The sequence below is a fragment of the Rudaea sp. genome, from assembly GCF_047601565.1.
Classification (GTDB): Bacteria; Pseudomonadota; Gammaproteobacteria; order Xanthomonadales; family Rhodanobacteraceae; genus Rudaea.
Map to the genome: position 1 here is coordinate 1,756,072 of NZ_JASGIY010000001.1, position 20,114 is coordinate 1,776,185.

Consider the following 20,114-nt stretch of genomic DNA (forward strand, 5'->3'; position numbering starts at 1 on the left):
CGAGCGCCGAAGCGTGTTTTAGGATACGAGACGATTCCCGATGCCGACGAGGCGAGCGAGGCGGAGAGCCAACCGCGATGCAGGCCGACGATTCCGAACCGGATTTTTCGATCGATCCAGACAACACGTTCAACCGTTTGTGCGAATGGTTCGACGCTGCGGTGCGACTTGCGCCCGCCGCACGCGAGGCGTGGATAGCGGAGCACGTCGCCGATGCGGGCGACCGTGATGCCTTGCGCTGCCTGCTCGCCGCCGATGACGACGGCGGCATTCTCGATACGCCCGTGTGCGAACTCGATGCGCGCATCGGCGTCGCCGAACTGCAAGCCGAGGATTACCTCGGCCGACAGATCGGCGGCTGGCGCCTCGTGCGCGAACTCGGCCAAGGCGGCATGGCCGCCGTGTTTCTGGCCGAGCGCGCCGGCGTGGATTTCAGCCAGCAGGTCGCGATCAAGCTGTTGCGCCGCGGCCTGTATTCCAAACTCGAACAGCGTCTGTTCCAGCGCGAACGCCAGGTGCTCGCGGGCCTCGACCATCCGCACATCGCGCGCCTGATCGACGGCGGCGTCACCGACGCCGGCGTGCCGTTCCTCGTCATGGAATTCGTCGACGGCGTCGCCATCACGCGCCACGCGCACGAACGCGGGCTCGACCTGACGCAGCGCCTGCGCCTGTTCGCGCAGGTGTGCCGCGCCGTCGAGGTGGCGCACCGCAGCCTCGTCGTGCATCGCGACATCAAGCCCTCGAACATCCTCGTCACCGCGGGCGGCGAACCCAAGCTGCTCGATTTCGGCGTCGCCAAGCTGATCGAGGACGACGGCGAAGAGGCCACGCGCACGCTCGGTTTCTACACGCCGGGTTATGCCGCGCCGGAACAGGCCAAAGGCGGCGCGATCACGACCGCGACCGACGTCTACGGCCTCGGCGTGCTGCTGCACGAACTGCTGCTCGGATCGAGACCGGAATTCGACGCCGACGGCGAACCGCTGCGACCGTCGTCGCTGGCCGGGCAAAGCCTGCCCGCGAACGGCGACGCGGCGGCATCGGCCACGTCGCTGGTTTCGTCGAAGCAGCACTTGCGCCGCGCGCTGCGCGGCGACGTCGACAACATCCTGCTCAAGGCGCTGGAAAACGAACCGGCGCGGCGCTACGCCTCGGCCGGCGCGTTCGCCGACGACATCGAACGCCATCTCGACGGCCGCCCCGTCGCAGCCCATCCGCCGACGCGCTGGTATCGCACGCGCAAGTTCGTGCGGCGCCATCGCGGCGGCGTGACGCTCACGGCCGTCCTCACCGTCGCCCTGCTCGCCGCGCTCGGCACGGCCTTGTGGCAGGCGCGCGCCGCGCATCGCGAAGCGGCGCGCGCGAACGCGGTACGCGATTTTCTCATGCAGTTGTTCGACGCGGCCAAAGCCAATCTGCCGACGAATCAGCGTCCGACGCCCGAAGTACTTGTGGCAGAGGCGAGCAAGCGCGCTCGCGAGGACGCATCCGTTGCTCCTGAGCTGCGCGCTGATCTGTTGCTCACGCTTGGCACGGTGAGCCGATTGATGGGCGACTACAAGCAAGCTGAGACGCTGCTTGATGACGCGGCAAAGCGGCAGGATGAGGCTGGCTTGTCGCGCGCCGCGCCGCAGCGTCTGGACTTGGCCGTGCAGAAGGGCAACTTGCTGCAGGCCACCGACCGCAACGCGCAGGCCGATGCGTTGATCGCCGCCGTTCTGCCGCGATTGCGCGCCACCGATTCGCAGACCGCAGTCGAAGGTCTGATGCTTTACGCGCTCACCCGGATGTTCGCCGGCAACGCGGATCGTGCGCTCGAGTTGTCAAAGGAGGCGGCGGCCAAGGCGCGGCGCATTCTGCCGGCCGATTCGCTGGATGCGGTGAAGGCCGAGTCGTTTCCCGGCCAGATCGACGTATTGCTCGGACGCTCGGAAGAAGGACTTGCCGTGCTCGAACCCGTGGCGGCGCGCTGGCGCGCGCTGGACGTGCCGCCCGATGCCGACTTCGTCCAGGTGCTCGGCAGCATGGCAGTAGCGAAGGAGCGCATCGGCGATCTTTCCGGTGCCGAGAGATTATTCCGCGAAAACATTGATCTGCGCCGGCGCATCTACGCCGGGCATGCGAACGATCGGCTGGCCAGCGCACTCGAAGCGCTCGCGATTTTCCTGACCAACCAGGAGCGTTTCGCCGAAGCGAAAGCGCCTCTCGGTGAAGCGCTGGCGATCAATCGTGAAGTGTTCGGCGCGGACAACCTGCATACCGCGAGCACGCTCGACTCGCTAGGCACACTGGAAGCCGCGCAGCGGCAATTCGGCGAAGCGGAGAAACATCTGCGCGAAGCGCTGGCGCTTTATCTTGCGCACGTCGCAGATGCGGGCCAGCAGGAAAACGATCTCGCTTTCACACGCATGCACCTCGCACGCACGTTGATGGAAAATGGCAATGCGGACGAAGCTGCGGCGCAGATCACGGCGACCCTTGCGGAATTGCAACGGCGGAGCGGCGGCGACGACCTCATGACCGCGCGTGCCCTCGCTCTCGCCGCGCACATCGCCGTCACGCGTCACGATGCGCGAAACGGGCTGGCCATCGGTGACCGGGCATTGTCCGTTCTTGCCGGGCTCGTTGCTTCGGCTTCCTCGCAGGGCGCCGAGGCAAGAGTGCGGGAGGCGCGTGCGTTGGCGCTCGCCGCGTTGGGTCGTCGCGAGGAGGCGCTCGCCGACGCGACCCGCGCTCATGAACTCGTCGTCAAGGCGGCGCCCGATGCGCACTCGTGGCGGGCGGCGTTGCTGATCCAGCGCGCGCGAATCGAAGCGGCCGGTGGCGACGCGGCGAGCGCGGCCGCCATGATCGCCGAAGCGCGCGCGCTGAACGTGCCGCCCGCGTTGCTCGCGCCCGAAGACGCGGCCGCAGTGGCGCGCGGCACCGTCGATCATTGAGGCTTTGGCAAACGAGTGACGTCATTCCGGCAGGGTCGAAGCCCGCGACAGCGGGCTGAGGGGAATCCAGTTGCACCCAAGCACCGTCATTCCGGCAGGGACTGCCGGAATCCAGTGCCAAGGATGGCAACGTACCGGTATCCGTGAGGTTCACATCCCTGTGACTGGATTCCGGCAGTCCCTGCCGGAATGACGGTGTGGCACGTTTCTTTGTCCGTCATTCCCGCGAAAGCCGCCTTTGCTCGTCATTCCCGCGCAGGCGGGAATCCAGCGCCTTTCGCTTTCCCCCGGCGAATTCGAGAAGGCGAGAGCCGGGCGCGATGAATCGCGCCCCTACGGCTTTTGCCGGAATGACGGCGTTCGATGTTTCGGACGGCGCACATGTCACAAACCGGGTCGTTTCGGTGTTGATCGAAACCGGACCGCCCCGGAGTCGATGACGATGCCTGCCCGAATTTCACGCCGCTTTTTTTCCTCGCTTCTCCCATTCGCCGCCGTTCTTTTCGCGCACGGCGCCGTGGCCGCGATTCCCGCGAGCGAACGCCAGGCATTGATCGACCTGTACACCTCGACCAGCGGCGCCGGCTGGAGCGACAGCACCCACTGGAACGGCGCGGCCGGCACCGAATGCACCTGGTACGGCGTCGTTTGCGACGCCGGAAACGGTCACGTCACGGAAATCAACCTGCAGAACAATCAGCTCACCGGCTCGCTGCCGGACCTGTCGGCGCTGTCCGCCGTGCAAATCCTTGCGCTCTATGCCAACGATCTGCACGGCCCGATTCCCGCCCTCGGCGCGCTGGCGGCGCTGCAGGAATTCTATTTCGACGAGAACGAGCTGACCGGCTCGATTCCCGCGCTCGACGGACTGGCTTCGCTGCAACGATTCAGCGTCTACCACAACCACCTGACCGGTTCGCTGCCGCCGATGGGCGGCTTGACCTCCCTGCTCACCTTCGATGTGGGCGACAACGCGCTGAGCGGCAGCATGAGCGCCGCCACGTTTCCGCCGAACCTCGTCAGCGTCTATCTCGACGGCAACGCCTTCGGCGGGCCGGCACCGACCGCGCCGACGAGTTTGGCAGCGCACGGCAGCCGGCTCTGTCCGAACCGGTTCACTCCCGCCGGCAGTTCCGAAAGCGCGAACGACGAGGCCTGGGACGTCGCCACGCACGGCAGCGCCGGCGATCTGTGGTCGGCGGGCTGCCCCACCGTGGAGACGGCGGTGGCGAACATCGCGCTGACGCCGGCCGCGCCCGTCGCGGGCAGCCCCGTGACCGTGAGTTTCGACGTTCCCGGCCCCGCCTTCCCGCTCGTCTCCGGCACGGTGTCGGTGCACGACGATGCCGATCCGGCGACGTTCTGCCCGACCGCCACGCTCGCGACCTACGCAGGCAGTTGCGAACTGACCTTCGCGACGCCGGGGCCACACAGCATCACGGTCGTGTTCCAGCCCGACAGCACCAGCTACGGCGTGATTGCGCCGTCGTCGGCTTCGATCTCGCTGTTCGTCGATGCGCACGCCGCCGGCAGCCGTTGCTACGTCAAGGCCGACGCGACGGGCGCGCGCGACGGCAGTTCGTGGGCCAACGCCTACACCGACCTGCAATGGGCGCTGCAGGATTCCGGCTGCGCGGAAATCTGGGTTGCGAAGGGCGTCTACAAACCGACTTCGACCAGCGACCCGACGATCTACTTCGACATCCATCCGGGCGTGGCCGTCTACGGCGGCTTCGCCGGCAACGAGACCACGCGCGACGCGCGCGACGCGAAACAGAACCCGACCGTGCTCTCGGGCGACATCGACGGCAACGACGCGCACGCCGGCGGCGACCAGATCGACCTTGCGTATACCGACATCGCCGGCCACAACAGCTGGCACGTCGTCGTGATGTTCGCCACGACCGCGCTCGGCGCCATTGGCCCCGACACCGTGCTCGACGGCTTCACGATTACCGGCGGCGGCGTCACGTCGGAGGACGGCGGCGGCTTCATCTGCGCGGGTGGCCAGGACGCCGTCACGTGCAACCCGACGCTCGCCAACCTCGTTTTTTCCGGCAACCTCGGCGACACCGGCGGCGCCATGCTTCTGATCAGAGCCAGCAGTCCGACTGTTTCCAATACGACGTTCCGCGGCAACCACGCCGGATGGGGCGGCGCGATCTTCCTGCAACCCGGCAACAGCGACGAGACCGCGGAGCCCGCGTTCGTCGACGTCACCTTCAGCGGCAACAGCGCCGACTACTACGGCGGCGTCATCTACAACAGCGCATACAGCGGCGGCATCGCAAGCGTCTATTTCGCCAATGCGACATTCAACGGCAACTCCGCCGCAGTCGGCGGCGGCGTGGTGTTCAACACGAACGACAGCAACGTCGATATCCATTTCGTCGACACGATACTCTGGGGCGATACCGCTCCCACCGGCGCGGAGATCGAGCGCGGCCCATCCAGCAAGGCGCATTTCTCCTACAGCATCGTGCAGGGCTCGGGCGGCAGCGCGAGCTGGGACGCATCGTTCGGCACCGACGACGGCGACAATCTCGATGCCGACCCGAAGCTTGGCCCGCTGCAGGACAACGGCGGTTGGACGCCGACGATGCTGCCACTCGCCGGCAGCGCGGCGATCGACAGCGGCGGCGACATCTGCACGTCCGCCGATCAGCGCGGCGTCGCCACGCCGCAGGGCGCGCATTGCGACATCGGCGCGGTCGAGGTGAAGCAGGTCAAGCTCAGCGTCGTCGTCGGCGAGCACGGCCGCGTCGACGAGAATGTGCCGCCCGCAGTTCTGAGCGGCGGCATCGCCAACTGCACTTTCGAGGACATCGGTGGCTGCCCCGCGGTCTATTCGAGCGAGCCGGATGCGCCCATCGTCGACCTCGTGCTGACGCCGGACAGCGGCTACGCGATCGCGAGCGTCACCACCACGGGCTGCGACGGCGGCCTGAGTGGAAATGTATACACCACCGCCGCGCTCGCCGCCGACTGCGAGGTGGACGTGAGCTTCGCCCAGGCCGCGCCGCCGGTCGCGATTCCGCAGAACCTCACCGTCGTCGCCGGCAGCGTCACGCCGATCGCGCTCGCCGGCAGCGATCCCAATGCGGGCGGCCCGTGGACGTTCGCCTACGCGATCGCCACGCCGCCAGCGCACGGCAGCGTAGTCCTGTCCGGCAACCTCGCCACCTACACCGCGCCGGCCAGCTACACCGGCGACGATTCGTTCACCTTTACCGTCAGCGACGCCAACGGCACGTCGGTGCCGGCCTTCGTGACGATCACCGTGACCAACGCGGCGACGCCGGTCGACGGCGTCTGCGGCAGCGACGACGGCAAGACGCTTGCTTCGACGCCGACGAATCTATGCAGCGCGGGTACACCGAGCGTGGTCGCGGGCGACGGACCATGGACCTGGACGTGCTCCGGCAGCAACGGCGGTGCGACCGCGAGCTGCTCGGCCGCGGCGACGCGGTTGCAGAGTGCGACCAGCCTCGTCGCGAATCCGAATCCGGCGACGGTCGGCCAGAACGTCACCGTCCAGGTTCTGGTCAATGGGCTGAGCACGCATGCGCCAAGCGCGACCGCCTTGCTTGCGGGTGCCGCTCCGCAGGCGACGCCGATTCCGACCGGGACGGCGACGGTAAGCGAAGGCGCGAATGTCTGCACGGCCACTATCAGCAACGGCAGCGGCAGTTGTGCACTGAGTTTCGCCACGGCCGGTACGCATGTTTTGACCGCGGTCTACAGCGGCGATGCGAACTACGTGGGGTCGAGCGGTACCGCGCAACTCGTCGTCGCCGCTGGCGCCACGCCGGCGGCCGTCGCGGCGCCATCACTGAGTTGCTGGGCATTGGTGTTGCTTGGATCGCTGATCCTGCTCGTCGCGTTTCGTTGCGGGGCGCGCCGTATTGCGCGGCGCTGACGCCGCGATTTTTTCCGCCGATCGCGTTGCCGAAAAAGAGGAGGCATCCATGCGCAAAACATCCGGGTTCGTTTTTCGTGCCGGCGCCGCATTCGTCCTGATCGCGTGCGCGTGCGGGATGCCGGCGGCCCAGTCGGCCATCATCACCGTCGACGACGCATCGAGCGGCAGCGTGTTCGGCGCCTGCACGCTGCAGGACGCGGTCGTCTCGGCCGATACCGATCAGGCCGCGCCCGGTTCGACCTGCGCGCCGGGCGCGGGCGCCGACACGATCGTCTTCGCGCCGGGCATCGATCACATCGTGCTGACCATACCCGGTTCGCTGTTCGATACCAGCGCACTGATCGTCACCGCGCCGCTCACGATAGACGGCGGTGCGGTGGAGAACTCCGGCGTGCCCGTGGTGACGATCGAGCGCGGCAGCGGCCCGATCGTCCCGGATTTCCGCCTGATCGACGCCACCGCCACACTGACGCTCAAAGGCATCGCACTCGCCAACGGCCACCTGCGTCTTGACGGCGATGTCGGCTCGGGTGCGGGCATTCGCTTTTCGCCGTCCGATCCGGGCATGGCGCTGACTCTTGCCGACAGCATCGTGCGCGACAGCACGGCCACGGGCAACAACGTCTGCGGCGGCGGCATCGCGCTGCAGGGCGGTCAGAACTCCACGATCGCGTACACCACCGTCAGCGGCAACCGCTTGAGCGGCACCAATGCGTCCGGCGCCGGCGTGTGCGCGAACGGCACTGCGGGCAACGTCGTGATCGATCACGCGACGATCGACTCGAACATCACCACCGGCGCCAACTCGGGCGGCGGTGGCATCTACACGAACACCTACATGGATCTGGAACACACCACGGTCAGCAACAACCAGGTGCAGGGCGCCGGGTCGAGCGGCGGCGGCATCCATATCGAACATCGTGCCGGCCAAAACTTTTTCTATTTGAACAACGCGAGCCAGGTCATCGGCAATGCGGCGACGTCGGACACCTCCGATGGCGGCGGCGTGTTCAACGGCAGCGTGAATACTTCGCATGTGAATATCAATCTGCCATTGCCCTACACGGCAAGCGATGCTTCCAGCACGTACTTGCCCGTGCGCATCAGCGGCAACTCGGCCGGACGATTCGGCGGCGGCATCCACTATCAGGGCGGCAGCGAAATCGCACTGAACCAGTTGCTGATCGACGCCAATACCGCGGTCGAGGGCGGCGGCGGGATTTACGGCGATGGCGCGATCAGCCAATCCGCCCTGACGCCCACGGTGCCGCAGCTGGATATGTCCATCTACAACACGACCATCAGCGGCAATCACGTCACCGCCGCCGACGGCATCGGCGGCGGCGTTGCCTTGGCGAAGACAAACGCCTCGAGCAAAGAGACGCTGCTGTTCTACTCCGTCACCCTTTCCGCCAACACGATAGCCGCGGGCGGCTTGGGCGCCGGTCTGTACGTGGGCACCAACATCGCGGTCGCCGATTCGACACTGATCTACGGCAACACGGGTGGCTTCGATGTCGACACCATCGCGGCGCCAGCGTTGAACGGTCTGCTCTACGCGGACTACACGCTGGTCGGCACCCACGGCTCGCGTATCGTGCCTGCCGGCACGCACGATCTGAGCTGCAATCCACAACTGGGTCCGCTTGCCGACAACGGCGGTGGCACGTTGACTCACGCACTGGCGCCGGGTTCTTGCGCCATCGGCGCGGCAAACTCCGAGCTGAGCCTGTCTTGGGACCAGCGCGGACAACCGTTCAACCGCAACTACAGCGGGCAGGATATCGGCGCTTTCGAAGCGCAGGCGATCGTTCCCATCAATGGCGCCTGCTACGTTCAGGTGAGCCCGATCGGCGCCGCGATAAGCGGCCCGCCATACATCCTGGCTCTGAACCACAACCAGATGTGCGCAACGGGCCCGGTTGCGAATGTGGTTTACTCAGCCACGGGTTACGGAAGCGACCCCGCCATCGCGTGGCAATGCCTGGGTCAAGGCGGCGGCACGGACGCGAGCTGCTCGCTGCACAAGCTGAACCTGCATGCCAGCATTGTCAACGGCAGCCACGGCACTCTCACAAACGCTCACGTCGTCGGCTCGGATTGCGTCGCGGCTCCGATCCTCTGTTACAGCATATCGCCCGGCGTCACCTTTGGCCCGATCGACGGATTCGTCGGCATGGTGTATTCGATGACGATCACGCCCGACTCGGGCTACGTGGTTTCGCGCATCAGCGGTTGCGGAGGCGGCACGCTCGCGGGCAACGTGTTCACGTCGATACCGATGGAGTCCGATCAAGGCCCGTACCACGACATTGGCGTGTGTACGCTGATCGTCGAATACGCGAACACGCGCGTGAACGGCGCCTGCGGCGCGGACGACGGCCAGACGATGTTCACGCCCCCCGCACTCACTTGCAATGCAGGCGTGACCAGTGCGCCGGCAGGCACCGGCCCGTGGACGTGGACCTGCTCCGGCGTCAACGGCGGAACCACCGCACAATGTTCCAGCGCCGCGCCGCAGTATTGGCCGGTGGGCGTGTTCGACGGTCAAAACCCGACGCAACAGCCGCCCTCGCACGGTCACACGCAGGGAGGCGAGAACCAGAATTTTCTTGCCGGCGTTCCGGCCGTGCTGACCTTCGTGCCGGACGAGGGCTACCAGGTGGCCGGCGCGACGGGTTGCGGCGGCAACCTCGCCGGCAACGTCTACACGACCGAACCCCTCAGTGCCCCAGGTCCGTTTGACGGATATTACTGTCAGGTGTTCGTCACGTTCTCGCAGGCGATACCGCCCGTCGATGGCGCCTGCGGCCCCGACGACGGCCACACGATTTCCGCATCGCCGACGCAACTGTGCACGACCGGCACGCCAAGCATCCTGCTCGGCAACGGCCCCTGGACCTGGTCGTGCGGCGGCCAGGGCAGCGGCACGACGGCCGCCTGCATGGCGCGATACGGCACCACCGCGACGACCTGGACGGTCACGCCGTCGGCCGGCGGCAGCGGCGCGATCAGTCCAGCCGTGGCGCAAACGGTCAACGACGGCGCCACCGCCAGCTTCACCCTGACACCCGATGCGAACTACGCGATCGGCGCGGTCGGCGGCACCTGCGGCGGCAGCCTGAGTGTAAATGTATACACCACCGCGGCGGTGACGGCCGACTGCACCGTGATAGCGACTTTCGTTCCGGCGGCGACGCCGGTCGACGGCGTCTGCGGCAGCGACGACGGCAAGACGCTTGCTTCGACGCCGACGAATCTATGCAGCGCGGGTACACCGAGCGTGGTCGCGGGCGACGGACCATGGACCTGGACGTGCTCCGGCAGCAACGGCGGTGCGACCGCGAGCTGCTCGGCCGCGGCGACGCGGTTGCAGAGTGCGACCAGCCTCGTCGCGAATCCGAATCCGGCGACGGTCGGCCAGAACGTCACCGTCCAGGTTCTGGTCAATGGGCTGAGCACGCATGCGCCAAGCGCGACCGCCTTGCTTGCGGGTGCCGCTCCGCAGGCGACGCCGATTCCGACCGGGACGGCGACGGTAAGCGAAGGCGCGAATGTCTGCACGGCCACTATCAGCAACGGCAGCGGCAGTTGTGCACTGAGTTTCGCCACGGCCGGTACGCATGTTTTGACCGCGGTCTACAGCGGCGATGCGAACTACGCGGGGTCGAGTGGCACGATGCAGTTGCTCGTGACGACCGGCGGTGGAAACGGCGGAGATACCACCACGGTATCGGCGCCGGCCGCGAGTTGGTGGGGGATGGGATTGTTGATGCTGCTGGTCTGTGCGATTGGGCTGAGGCGAGGTTTGCGCGGTTGATGTCTCGAAGGATTGTGCTCGGGCAAAAAGAAACCCCGCAAAAGCGGGGTTTCTCGTGATACTCCAAAAGTCGGCGCGACTTAGAAATCCATCCCGCCGCCCATGCCACCCATGCCGCCGCCCGGTGCGCCGTGGGCATGGCCTTCGTCCTTCTTCGGCGCCTCGGCGACCATGGCTTCCGTCGTGATGACGAGGCCGGCGATCGACGCGGCGTTCTGCAGCGCGGTGCGGGTGACCTTGGTCGGATCAAGAATGCCGAACTCGACCATGTCGCCGTACTCGCCGTTGGCGGCGTTGTAGCCGTAGTTGCCCTTGCCCGCGGCGACCTTGTTGAGGATCACGGAGGCTTCTTCGCCGGCGTTGGTGACGATCTCGCGCAGCGGCGCTTCCATCGCGCGCTTGGCGATGAGGATGCCGTGGTTCTGGTCCTCGTTGTCGCCCTTGAGCTTCTTGATCGCGTCGAGCGCGCGCACGAGGGCCACGCCGCCGCCCGGCACCACGCCTTCTTCCACCGCCGCACGCGTGGCGTGAAGGGCGTCTTCGACGCGGGCCTTCTTTTCCTTCATCTCGACTTCGGTCGCGGCGCCGACCTTGATCACCGCCACGCCGCCGGCCAGCTTGGCCACGCGCTCCTGCAGCTTCTCGCGGTCGTAGTCGGAAGTGGTCTCCTCGATCTGCGTCTTGATCTGCGCGATGCGCGATTCGATCGCCTTGGCGTCGCCCGCGCCGTCGATGATCGTCGTGTTCTCCTTCGAGGAGACGATCTTCTTCGCGCGGCCGAGATCCTTGAGCGTCGCCTTCTCGAGCGAGAGGCCGACTTCCTCGCTGATGACCTGGCCGCCGGTGAGGATGGCCATGTCTTCGAGCATCGCCTTGCGGCGGTCGCCGAAGCCCGGCGCCTTCACGGCCGCGACCTTGACGATGCCGCGAATCGTGTTGACGACGAGGGTCGCCAGCGCTTCGCCTTCGACTTCTTCCGCCACGATCAGCAGCGGCTTGCCGGCCTTGGCCACGCCTTCGAGCACGGGCAGCAGCTCGCGCACGTTCGAGATCTTCTTGTCGTGCAGCAGGATGTACGGATCTTCGAGTTCGACCTGCTGCGACTGCTGGTTGTTGATAAAGTACGGCGACAGATAGCCGCGGTCGAACTGCATGCCCTCGACGACATCCAGCTCGTTCTCGAGGCCCGAGCCTTCCTCGACCGTGATCACGCCTTCCTTGCCGACCTTGTTCATCGCCTCGGCGATGATGTCGCCGATGTGCGTGTCGCCGTTCGCCGAGATCGTGCCGACCTGGGCGATCGACTTGTTGTCGGCCGACGGCTTGGACAGGTTCTTCAGCTCGGCGACGGCGCCGACGACGGCCTTGTCGATGCCGCGCTTCAAGTCCATCGGGTTCATGCCGGCGGCGACGGCTTTCAAGCCTTCGCGGATCAGCGCCTGGGCGAGCACGGTCGCGGTGGTGGTGCCGTCACCGGCGACGTCGGAGGTCTTGGAAGCGACTTCCTTGACCATCTGGGCGCCCATGTTCTCGAACTTGTCGGCGAGTTCGATCTCCTTGGCGACGGACACGCCGTCCTTGGTGATCGTCGGCGCGCCGAAGCTCTTGTCGAGCACGACGTTGCGGCCCTTCGGGCCGAGGGTGGCCTTGACCGCGTTGGCCAGGGTGTTCACGCCGCGCAGGATGCGGGCGCGGGCGTCTTCACCGAAACGGATTTCTTTAGCTGCCATTGTCTAGTTCCTCAGGAAATCTGGATTTGTCTGTCGGGGATCGGCGCCGGCCGATCAACCCTCAATCACTGCCACGAGGTCTTCCTCGCGCATCACGAGCAGCTCTTCGCCGTCGACCTTCACCTCGGTGCCCGAATACTTGCCGAACAGCACCTTGTCGCCGGCCTTGACCGCGAGCGGGCGAACCTTGCCGTCGTCGAGAATCTTGCCCGCGCCGACCGCGATGACCTCGCCCTTGATCGGCTTTTCGGTCGCGGTGTCGGGAATGACGATGCCGCCGGCCGATTTGGTCTCGGCCTCCAGGCGCTTGATGATCACGCGATCATGCAATGGACGAAGCTTCATAAGCGTATCCTCAACTGATTGAAAAACTGGGAATTTGTCCGGATTGTTAGCACTCCTGGACGCCGAGTGCCAAGTTTAGCGACAAAACAACCCCGGTGTAAACGTTTCGCCGCGCGAAGAGATATATGCCTCGGCAATACGATTTCAAGAGTCGCCGGTATACCTGTGCGCCAACCTGTGCTCAGGCGAATTGCTGCGACCGCACTTGACTTCAAATTCCGAGATTGATGACATCGGTACCATCGATCGTCCGGCTGCTATCCTTGACCGTGATTTCTTCCTTTCCTGGCGGCATGAGCTCCGCCGCGCCCGAAGCCGACGACGCGTTTGCGCACAGTTTGGCGACGTTGACGCCGTCGTTGCGTCATTACGTGTGCGGACAATTAGGCGCCGTGGATGGGGTCGACGACGTGGTGCAGGAGAGCTGCCTGCGTGCATTGCGTTATCGGGGCAGCGTGGGCGGCAATGACTTGCGCGCTTTGCTCTATCGCATCGCCGCTAACGTGATGGCCGATCGCCATCGTCGCACCGAATCGCATCGCTGCGCGGACCATTGTCCGCTCGATGTCGTGGAACTGCCGACCGCCGACGGACAGCCCGAGCAGGTGCAGATCGGCCGCCAGAATCTGGCCTTGATCCTGGTGGCCATTCGCGGCCTGCCGCCGCGTTGCCGCGACGCGTTTCTGCTGCATCGTTTTGAGGGACTGAGCTACCGGGACATCGCGCAGCGTTTCGGCACTTCGCCGCGTACGGTGGAAAATCAGATCGCGCACGCGCTGGCGGCTTGCCGGCGCGCATTAGGGGATTAAGCGGCCGAATGCGTTGTATCCAACGATGAACTCGCGTGCGACAGCGAAAACCGAAGCGGTCCGCGAACGGGCCGAACACTGGTTCGCGCGTCGGCGCGCGCCCGACTTTTCCGTCGAGGAGCGGCGTGACTGCGAGGCGTGGATCAATGCCTCGCCCGAACACTCCGCGGCCTATCTGCGCACGCAAATGCTTTGGGACGATCTCGGCCCGCTCGCGGACGATCCTGAAATCGCGCGCTGGCGCACCGAGGCTTGCGCCGGCGAAACTCCTGCGAAACGCCGCTTTCCCGGCTGGGTCGCCGGCCTGTCCGCCGCAGTCTTGGCCGCGTGCCTGGTGCTTGCTACGCGATATCGGCCATCCGAACCGGTCCGACAGGTAGCGAAGGAATACGCAACGGCTCCCGGCGAACAACACGTGCTCGCGCTGGAAGACGGTTCGCACCTGACCCTGAACACCGACACGCGCATTCGCGTGCGCATGGATCCGAACTCGCGCGAGGTCGAATTGCTGCGCGGAGAGGCCTTGTTCGACGTTGCGCACGAAGCCGAGCGTCCATTCCACGTACGCACCGACGGCCTCATCGTGACCGACATCGGCACGAGTTTCGACATCCACAACGATACCGGCTCGACGCAGGTCACGCTGATCAGCGGGCTGGCGGAAGTCACGCGCGGCGGCGACACGAGCGTGGTCGAGCTCACGCCGGGCGATCAGCTTATCTCAAACGCCAGCACCTGGCGCAAGCAAACGGTTTCCAATCTGGCAAGCGTGACGGAATGGACCAGCGGCCATCTCGTCTTCCTCGCCACGCCGCTGCGCGATGCCGTGGCGAAGATCAATCGTTACGACAAGGACCGCATCGTCATCGCCGACCGTTCGCTGGAAGCGCTGCAGATCAGCGGGGACTTCCACATAGGCAACGCGCAGGCGTTCGTGCGCGCGTTGCAAAGCGCATTCCCTGTCCGCGCCGAAACGACCGTGGCCGGCGAAACGCATCTGCACGCACGTCGCTGACGCAGTGCGTCATGTCGGGCTCCCCTTTCCGCCCGACCGATATTTTTCGATTCGATAGGGGACATCCATCCTCGCTGCGTTGTTGGTAGTGGAAGTTCATAAGAACCGCACCAACGAACATCGAGGGAACAAATTCATGCGTTCGATTTCCATCGGCATGGCCAGCCGTTTTCACGCGCGTGCCAGCGCACTGGCGCTCGCGATCGGCGTTGCCGCGCAATTGCCGGCGTTGGCAGCCACGCCCGCGCCGAGCGATGCACATGCATTCCACATCTCGCAGGGGACGCTCGATGCCGCGCTTCGCCAGTTCGCCACGCAAAGCCACATGCAGGTGCTGTACGACCCGGCGCTCGTGCAGAATCTCCATGCCTCGGCCTTCAACGGCACGGTATCGGCCGAGAAGGCGTTGCAGGCGTTGCTGAAAGGCACCGGTCTCGTCTACGACTTCACCGATGGGAGCACGATCGCCATCAAGGCCGGCGCTGCGCAAGGCAGCAGCCAGAAAGCCCCGCCCGCCGCCAAACCCGCATCGACGCAACTCGAATCGATCGTCGTCACCGCAACGAAGCGCCAGGAATCGGTCGAATCGATTCCCGCCAGCATCGTGGCCATCTCGGGCAGCGAGCTCGAGCAACGCGGCGCGCAAGGCATCGTGGACATTGCGGAGCTCGTCCCCGGCGTGAATGTGTCGATGCAGGACGGCACCACCTCCCGAATCACTATCCGCGGCATCACCAATGACGGAGACACGAACGCGACGACCGGCGTGCTGTTCGACGACATTTCGTTCAACGATGCCTACGTGCCGCACGTGATGCTCGATCCGAACCCGTTCGACATGGAGAACGTCGAAGTGCTCAAGGGCCCGCAAGGCACGCTGTTCGGCGCATCGGCGCTCAACGGCGCGATTCGCTACGTGCCGGAGCAACCCGAATTCGGTGTTTTCGACGGAAAGTATTACGCCGAATACGGCCAAGTCAGCGCAGGCGACCAGGCCTGGAGCGGCGGCGCAATGGTCAACGTCCCGCTCACGAGCGATACGCTCGCATTGCGCGTAGTCGCCTACGACTCGGGTTTGCCGGGCTGGATCGACAATATTCTCAACCGGGACAAGGATGCCAACCGCGGCCACCAGAGCGGCCAGCGCGCGATCCTCGCATGGAAACCGAATGACGACTTCCAGGCTTCGCTTACCTATGCCTCGCAGCGCACGACGAGGCACGACGAAGCCGACGCGGACAATGAAAACGGCCTTCTGCAAACTCAGGACCGCCTGCGCGCGAGTCCCTGGAGCAGCCAATACGACCTGACCTCGCTGAAGCTGCAATACGATTTCGGGGCGTTCAATTTCGTTTCCGATTCCGGCTACGTCTGGAAGCAGTTCATCGAAAACGCGGAAGCCTCGGGTCACGTCGTTCCGGGCGGCGGTTTGCCGATCCTGCTGCAGGACACCTACGACCATTCGACGTCGTTCAGCCAGGAATTCCGCCTCGTGTCGAAGGACGACGCGGATTCGCCCGGGAAATGGGTCGCCGGCGTGTTCGCCTCGCATCAGAGCGTCTCGCAATACGGCGCTTTCCCGCTCGGCGACCCATCGTTGTCGTTGGCGGAAACCGCCGGCCTCGTCGACGCGGCGCTCGGCGCCGGCGCGGGACAGGCCTGGATCGAGCTGGGCCAGCCGGCTTACCAGATCGCAAACGTCGACGTGACCGTGAAAGAACTTGCCGCGTTCTTCGACGTGTCGCGCAAGTTCGGCGATTGGGAAGCGAGTTTCGGCGGGCGCTTGTACGACACCTCGTCCGGCGGCACGGTCGACAACGGCGGCCTGCTGCTGGACCTGACCGGGTTTCCGAATGGGCAGCACCTGGACAAGACCGTCAAGCAACACGGATTCAATCCCAAGGCCTCGCTGCAGTGGCATCTGAACGACGACGTCATGCTGTACGGCCTCGTCTCGAAAGGCTATCGCGTCGGCGGCGTGCAATGGGGCAATTCCGGCTTCTTCGCCTCCGAGCCCGCACCCTCGCTGTTCAAGACCGACACGATCTGGAACTACGAAATCGGCCTGCGCTCGAAGTGGCTGGACAACAGGCTGCAATTCGATGCCACCGCGTTCTACGAGCGCTGGAAAAATCCGCAGGTCCTCGTGTTCGTGTCGAACGGTCTGGGGGCGTACATCGACAATGTCGGCGGCGTCATCAGCAAGGGTTTCGAGACGTCGCTGGCGTACCTGTTTTCGTCGGTGCCCGGCTTGAAGTTCCGCATATCGGGAACCTACGACCGCGCAAGGACAACGACGGACTTCATCACCGCGGTCGAATCGGAGCTGGTGCCCAAAGGCTCGGAGTGGCCGCTGTCGCCCAAGTGGCAAGGCAGTGCGACGCTCGACTACCAGCACAGCATGGGAAACTGGTACTGGGGCGGATTCCTGACCGATGCCTATGTCGGCCGCGCCACCTTCGGCGTCGGCCAATCGGACACGGTATTCAACTACAACCAGATCAATGCCCAGGTTCGCATCGGTTTGCCCACCCTGCCGACCGCTCCGGAGCTGGCATTGACCCTCGACAATGCCTTCGACAAGCGCGCCATCAACGCCTCGTATTCCGGCGAAGTCGTCGCCGGAGTGCCGTGGCACGAAGTCACGTATATTCAACCGCGCACTTGGATGCTGCGGCTGTCCGGCAGCTTCTGAGGACGCGCACGAGAAGCCATTGCATGTCCTTTCAATTCGAGGCTTGCGCCGCATGAGAAAAATTGCGACCGCCAAACGCCCGGCAAATCGCGCGGCAGGGTTCACGCCGTGCGCCGCACTGGCCGCCGCGATGATGTCCTTCGCCGCAGGGAGCGCGTCCGCGCAGGAAGCACGGCAGCCTGATCTGACGCGCCAGCAATCCTATACCCCGCATCATGTCTCGAGCACCGACCCGACCGGCGCCAACGCGGACTCGCGCAAGGTGGAAGCGGGCGGCGCCATTACGGTTATGGATGCCGACGGCCCCGGCACGATCTCCCACATCTGGTTCACCCTTGCCGACGACGAACCGCTGCATCTCAAGCGCATCGTGCTGCGCATGTATTGGGACGGCGAGGCAACGCCCAGCGTCGAAACGCCGATCGGAGACTTCTTCGGATTGGGGCTCGGCACTTATCACAACTGGCAGTCGCAGATGCTGTCGGTCGGCAGCGTCAAGGCATTGAACTGCTATTTCCCGATGCCGTTTGCCAAACACGCTCGTATCACCGTATCCAACGAAGGCCAGGAACCGATCCAGGCGCTCTACTACAACATCGACTATCGCACGTATGCAACGCCGCTGCCGCCCGATACCTTGTACTTCCACGCGCAATACCGCCAGGCGCAGCCCAACAAGGGCTGGAGCCGCGACTGGCGCAACAACGGCGATCCGAAGATCGTGAACAAGCCGAACACCGACGGCGCCGACAACTACGTCTGGATGGAGGCCAAAGGGCACGGCCAGTTCGTCGGCGTGACGATGTCGGTGCTGCAAAACCAGGACGACTGGTGGGGCGAAGGCGACGAGATGTTCTTCGTCGACGGAGAAAAGAACCCTTCGATCGTCGGCACCGGCTCGGAAGACTATTTCCTTGGCGCATGGAACTTCGGCGGCAAGCCGTTTTCGTACGCGTTGTACGGCGCCCCCGTCGTCGGCGCGGAGTCGGCAGGCGGACGTTCGAGCGTCTATCGCTTCCATCTCGATTCGCCGATTCCGTTCCGTAAATCCTTCCGCGCCACGATCGAGCACGGCACAGCCAATCATCGATCCGACAGCTACTACTCCGTGGCCTATTGGTACCAGGCCGAGCCGCACGCCGCGTTTCCGAAACTTCCTCCGGTGAACGAACGGCTGCCGGCCGTGCAGCCGACGGGCGGGCCGGGCAATGGAGGCTAGTACCCTGTTTGCCGATTTTTTATCCGGACGTGCCCGCGAAGCAGGTCGTGCGTGGATTCCTTCTTGATCTGAAACGGCATGTCGGACCTTTATTTGAAGCCTGCCATGAAAAAAATAATCCTGCTCGTCGTCGCGTTGCTGCTGCTCGTGTTCGCCCTCGGCGTCGGCGGCAGTTGGTACATCAGCCGCAGCGTACCCGGACTCGACGACGCACAGGCCGCGCTCGTCGGCGCAGCGCAGAAAGCCGGTGCGACGTCGCTCACGGGCACGCACACGGACGACGGCGGCCTGCGCTTGAACGGCATGCTCGAAGGGCGCTCGTTCAGCCTCCTCATTCCGTGGCACTGGAACAAACAGGTCGTGCTCTGGGCAAACGGCTACAGCGCACCCGGTGCCCGCAACAATCTCACCGCGGCGGCCGACCCGCTCGACCACGACACGCTCGGCGTGCTCAAGACACCTTACGCGCGCGGCTTCGCCGTCGGCGAGAGCGCCTACGACAAATCGGGCATGGCGGTGGAAAGCGCGATCGAGAACACGTACCGGTTGAAGCAATTCACCGACAAACTGGGCTCCACGCGCGCCTACATGTTCGGCGGCTCGATGGGCGGCAACATCACGATGGGCATGATCGAAAAATACCCGCACGATTTCGCCGGCGCGATCGCCGCCTGCGGCGTGGTCGGCGACTGGCCGCACGAGATCGGCTGGCTGATCGACATTCGCGCAGCGTACAACTACTTCACGCGCGGCACGACCTACGAATTGCCTGGCGACAAGAGCATCGCGCATTCGGCTCTCGCGACGTTTCCCTCCGGGCCGCTCAGTTCCATCGCACCGGTCTCGATCATCGTGCAGATCACGCGCCTGCGCGGCCCGGTGCTGGCCTTGTTCGCCGCTGCCAAGACGAATCCGGGAGGCGTCGAGGACCGCATCATCGACAACATCGTCGCCGTCGCCGGCACGGTGAAGGACCCGGCCGCGTTCGCCGTACCGCTCGCCACCGTCGCGCTCGGCCAGGACGATCTCAACGCCACGTTCGGCGGCATGATCTACGACAACACGCACAAGACCTATTCGAGCCCGCATCTTTCCGAAGCCGAGAACGCCGCGCTGAACCGCGACATCGAACGTGTGCACGCCGATCCCGCCGCCGTGGCCAAAGCCAACGAATGGTATAAACCAACCGGCAAGTTCGAAGCGAAACTGATCTCGATCTACAACGCGGTCGACCCGCTCGTGTCGACCGACGTCAACGAACCGCAGCTGCGCGACGCCATCGCGCAAGCCGGCAACGCCGACAATTTCGTCGACCGGCCGGTGCCGCAGAAGGAAGACCCGCACGTGCTCGGTTCCGGCATGGCGGGCCTCGCCCATTGCGGATTCACTCCCGAACAGATCGTTCCTGCGGTCAACGACGTGATCGAGTGGGTCGAGACGGGAAAGAAACCGGAATAGCGAATTCGCTCCGCTTCGCCGGTTCGATCAGGTGCTTGCAGGATTTCGAAAACCCTGACGGGGTGGGTTGGCGCCGGGTGCGGCGAAGACATCGGTCGTCGCCACGTTGCGAACTCGGCGCGCTCCCTGCGCACGATCGTCCGCGTACGGTCCAGCAAG

The 20,114-nt window shown here is 65.1% G+C and carries 10 protein-coding genes; 8 read left to right on the forward strand and 2 right to left on the reverse strand.

What is annotated here, in order from left to right; genetic code table 11:
* Positions 1–77 precede the first annotated feature (77 nt).
* The 3 genes from QM741_RS07590 to QM741_RS07600 all read left to right on the forward strand — a co-directional run bounded on the left by QM741_RS07590 (position 78) and on the right by QM741_RS07600 (position 10,684).
* Complete coding sequence (locus tag QM741_RS07590; RefSeq protein ID WP_415207111.1) at positions 78–2,942, forward strand: protein kinase domain-containing protein; 2,865 nt, start codon at positions 78–80, stop codon at positions 2,940–2,942.
* 517 nt (positions 2,943–3,459) lie between these two features.
* Entirely contained in the window at positions 3,460–6,861 is a 3,402-nt protein-coding gene (locus QM741_RS07595; RefSeq protein ID WP_415207112.1) for a choice-of-anchor Q domain-containing protein, read from the forward strand.
* 49 nt (positions 6,862–6,910) lie between these two features.
* Positions 6,911–10,684, forward strand: a complete 3,774-nt coding sequence (locus tag QM741_RS07600) for a choice-of-anchor Q domain-containing protein (protein WP_415207113.1) — start codon at positions 6,911–6,913, stop codon at positions 10,682–10,684.
* A gap of 80 nt (positions 10,685–10,764) precedes the next feature.
* On the opposite strand, the gene groL is transcribed toward QM741_RS07600, so the two are convergent.
* Together groL and groES are read right to left on the reverse strand one after the other, a co-directional pair.
* Positions 10,765–12,414 carry a chaperonin GroEL gene (gene groL / locus QM741_RS07605; protein WP_415207114.1) on the reverse strand — a complete coding sequence of 550 codons (1,650 nt, stop codon included), beginning with the start codon at positions 12,412–12,414 and terminating at the stop codon, positions 10,765–10,767.
* 54 nt (positions 12,415–12,468) lie between these two features.
* On the reverse strand, positions 12,469–12,759 hold the full coding sequence (groES, locus tag QM741_RS07610) for a co-chaperone GroES (protein WP_395644183.1): 291 nt from the start codon (positions 12,757–12,759) through the stop codon (positions 12,469–12,471).
* Positions 12,760–13,028: 269 nt separating this feature from the next.
* On the opposite strand from groES, the gene QM741_RS07615 reads away from it, so the two are divergent.
* The 5 genes from QM741_RS07615 (at position 13,029) to QM741_RS07635 (ending at position 19,955) form a co-directional block, all read left to right on the forward strand.
* The gene (locus tag QM741_RS07615; protein ID WP_415209091.1) at positions 13,029–13,568 is read left to right on the forward strand and encodes an RNA polymerase sigma factor; all 540 of its coding nucleotides are present in this window, start codon (positions 13,029–13,031) and stop codon (positions 13,566–13,568) included.
* Between the two features lie 25 nt (positions 13,569–13,593).
* The gene (locus QM741_RS07620) at positions 13,594–14,583 is read left to right on the forward strand and encodes a FecR family protein (protein WP_415207115.1); all 990 of its coding nucleotides are present in this window, start codon (positions 13,594–13,596) and stop codon (positions 14,581–14,583) included.
* A 136-nt stretch (positions 14,584–14,719) separates the two neighbouring features.
* Positions 14,720–17,278: a TonB-dependent receptor domain-containing protein gene (locus tag QM741_RS07625; RefSeq protein WP_415207116.1), complete on the forward strand. Its 2,559-nt coding sequence runs from the start codon at positions 14,720–14,722 to the stop codon at positions 17,276–17,278.
* Positions 17,279–17,330: 52 nt separating this feature from the next.
* A complete protein-coding gene (locus QM741_RS07630; RefSeq protein ID WP_415207117.1) occupies positions 17,331–18,497 on the forward strand; it encodes a glycoside hydrolase family 172 protein in 1,167 nt (388 codons plus the stop codon).
* Between the two features lie 105 nt (positions 18,498–18,602).
* Positions 18,603–19,955: a hypothetical protein gene (locus QM741_RS07635; protein WP_415207118.1), complete on the forward strand. Its 1,353-nt coding sequence runs from the start codon at positions 18,603–18,605 to the stop codon at positions 19,953–19,955.
* Positions 19,956–20,114: the final 159 nt, after the last annotated feature.

Coding starts and splice junctions, on each gene's coding strand:
- QM741_RS07600 (WP_415207113.1), top strand. CDS start 6,911: ATGCGCAAAACATCCGGGTTCGTTTTTCGTGCCGGCGCCGCATTCGTC.
- QM741_RS07630 (WP_415207117.1), top strand. CDS start 17,331: ATGAGAAAAATTGCGACCGCCAAACGCCCGGCAAATCGCGCGGCAGGG.
- groL (WP_415207114.1), bottom strand. CDS start 12,414: ATGGCAGCTAAAGAAATCCGTTTCGGTGAAGACGCCCGCGCCCGCATC.
- groES (WP_395644183.1), bottom strand. CDS start 12,759: ATGAAGCTTCGTCCATTGCATGATCGCGTGATCATCAAGCGCCTGGAG.
- QM741_RS07635 (WP_415207118.1), top strand. CDS start 18,603: ATGAAAAAAATAATCCTGCTCGTCGTCGCGTTGCTGCTGCTCGTGTTC.
- QM741_RS07625 (WP_415207116.1), top strand. CDS start 14,720: ATGCGTTCGATTTCCATCGGCATGGCCAGCCGTTTTCACGCGCGTGCC.
- QM741_RS07620 (WP_415207115.1), top strand. CDS start 13,594: ATGAACTCGCGTGCGACAGCGAAAACCGAAGCGGTCCGCGAACGGGCC.
- QM741_RS07590 (WP_415207111.1), top strand. CDS start 78: ATGCAGGCCGACGATTCCGAACCGGATTTTTCGATCGATCCAGACAAC.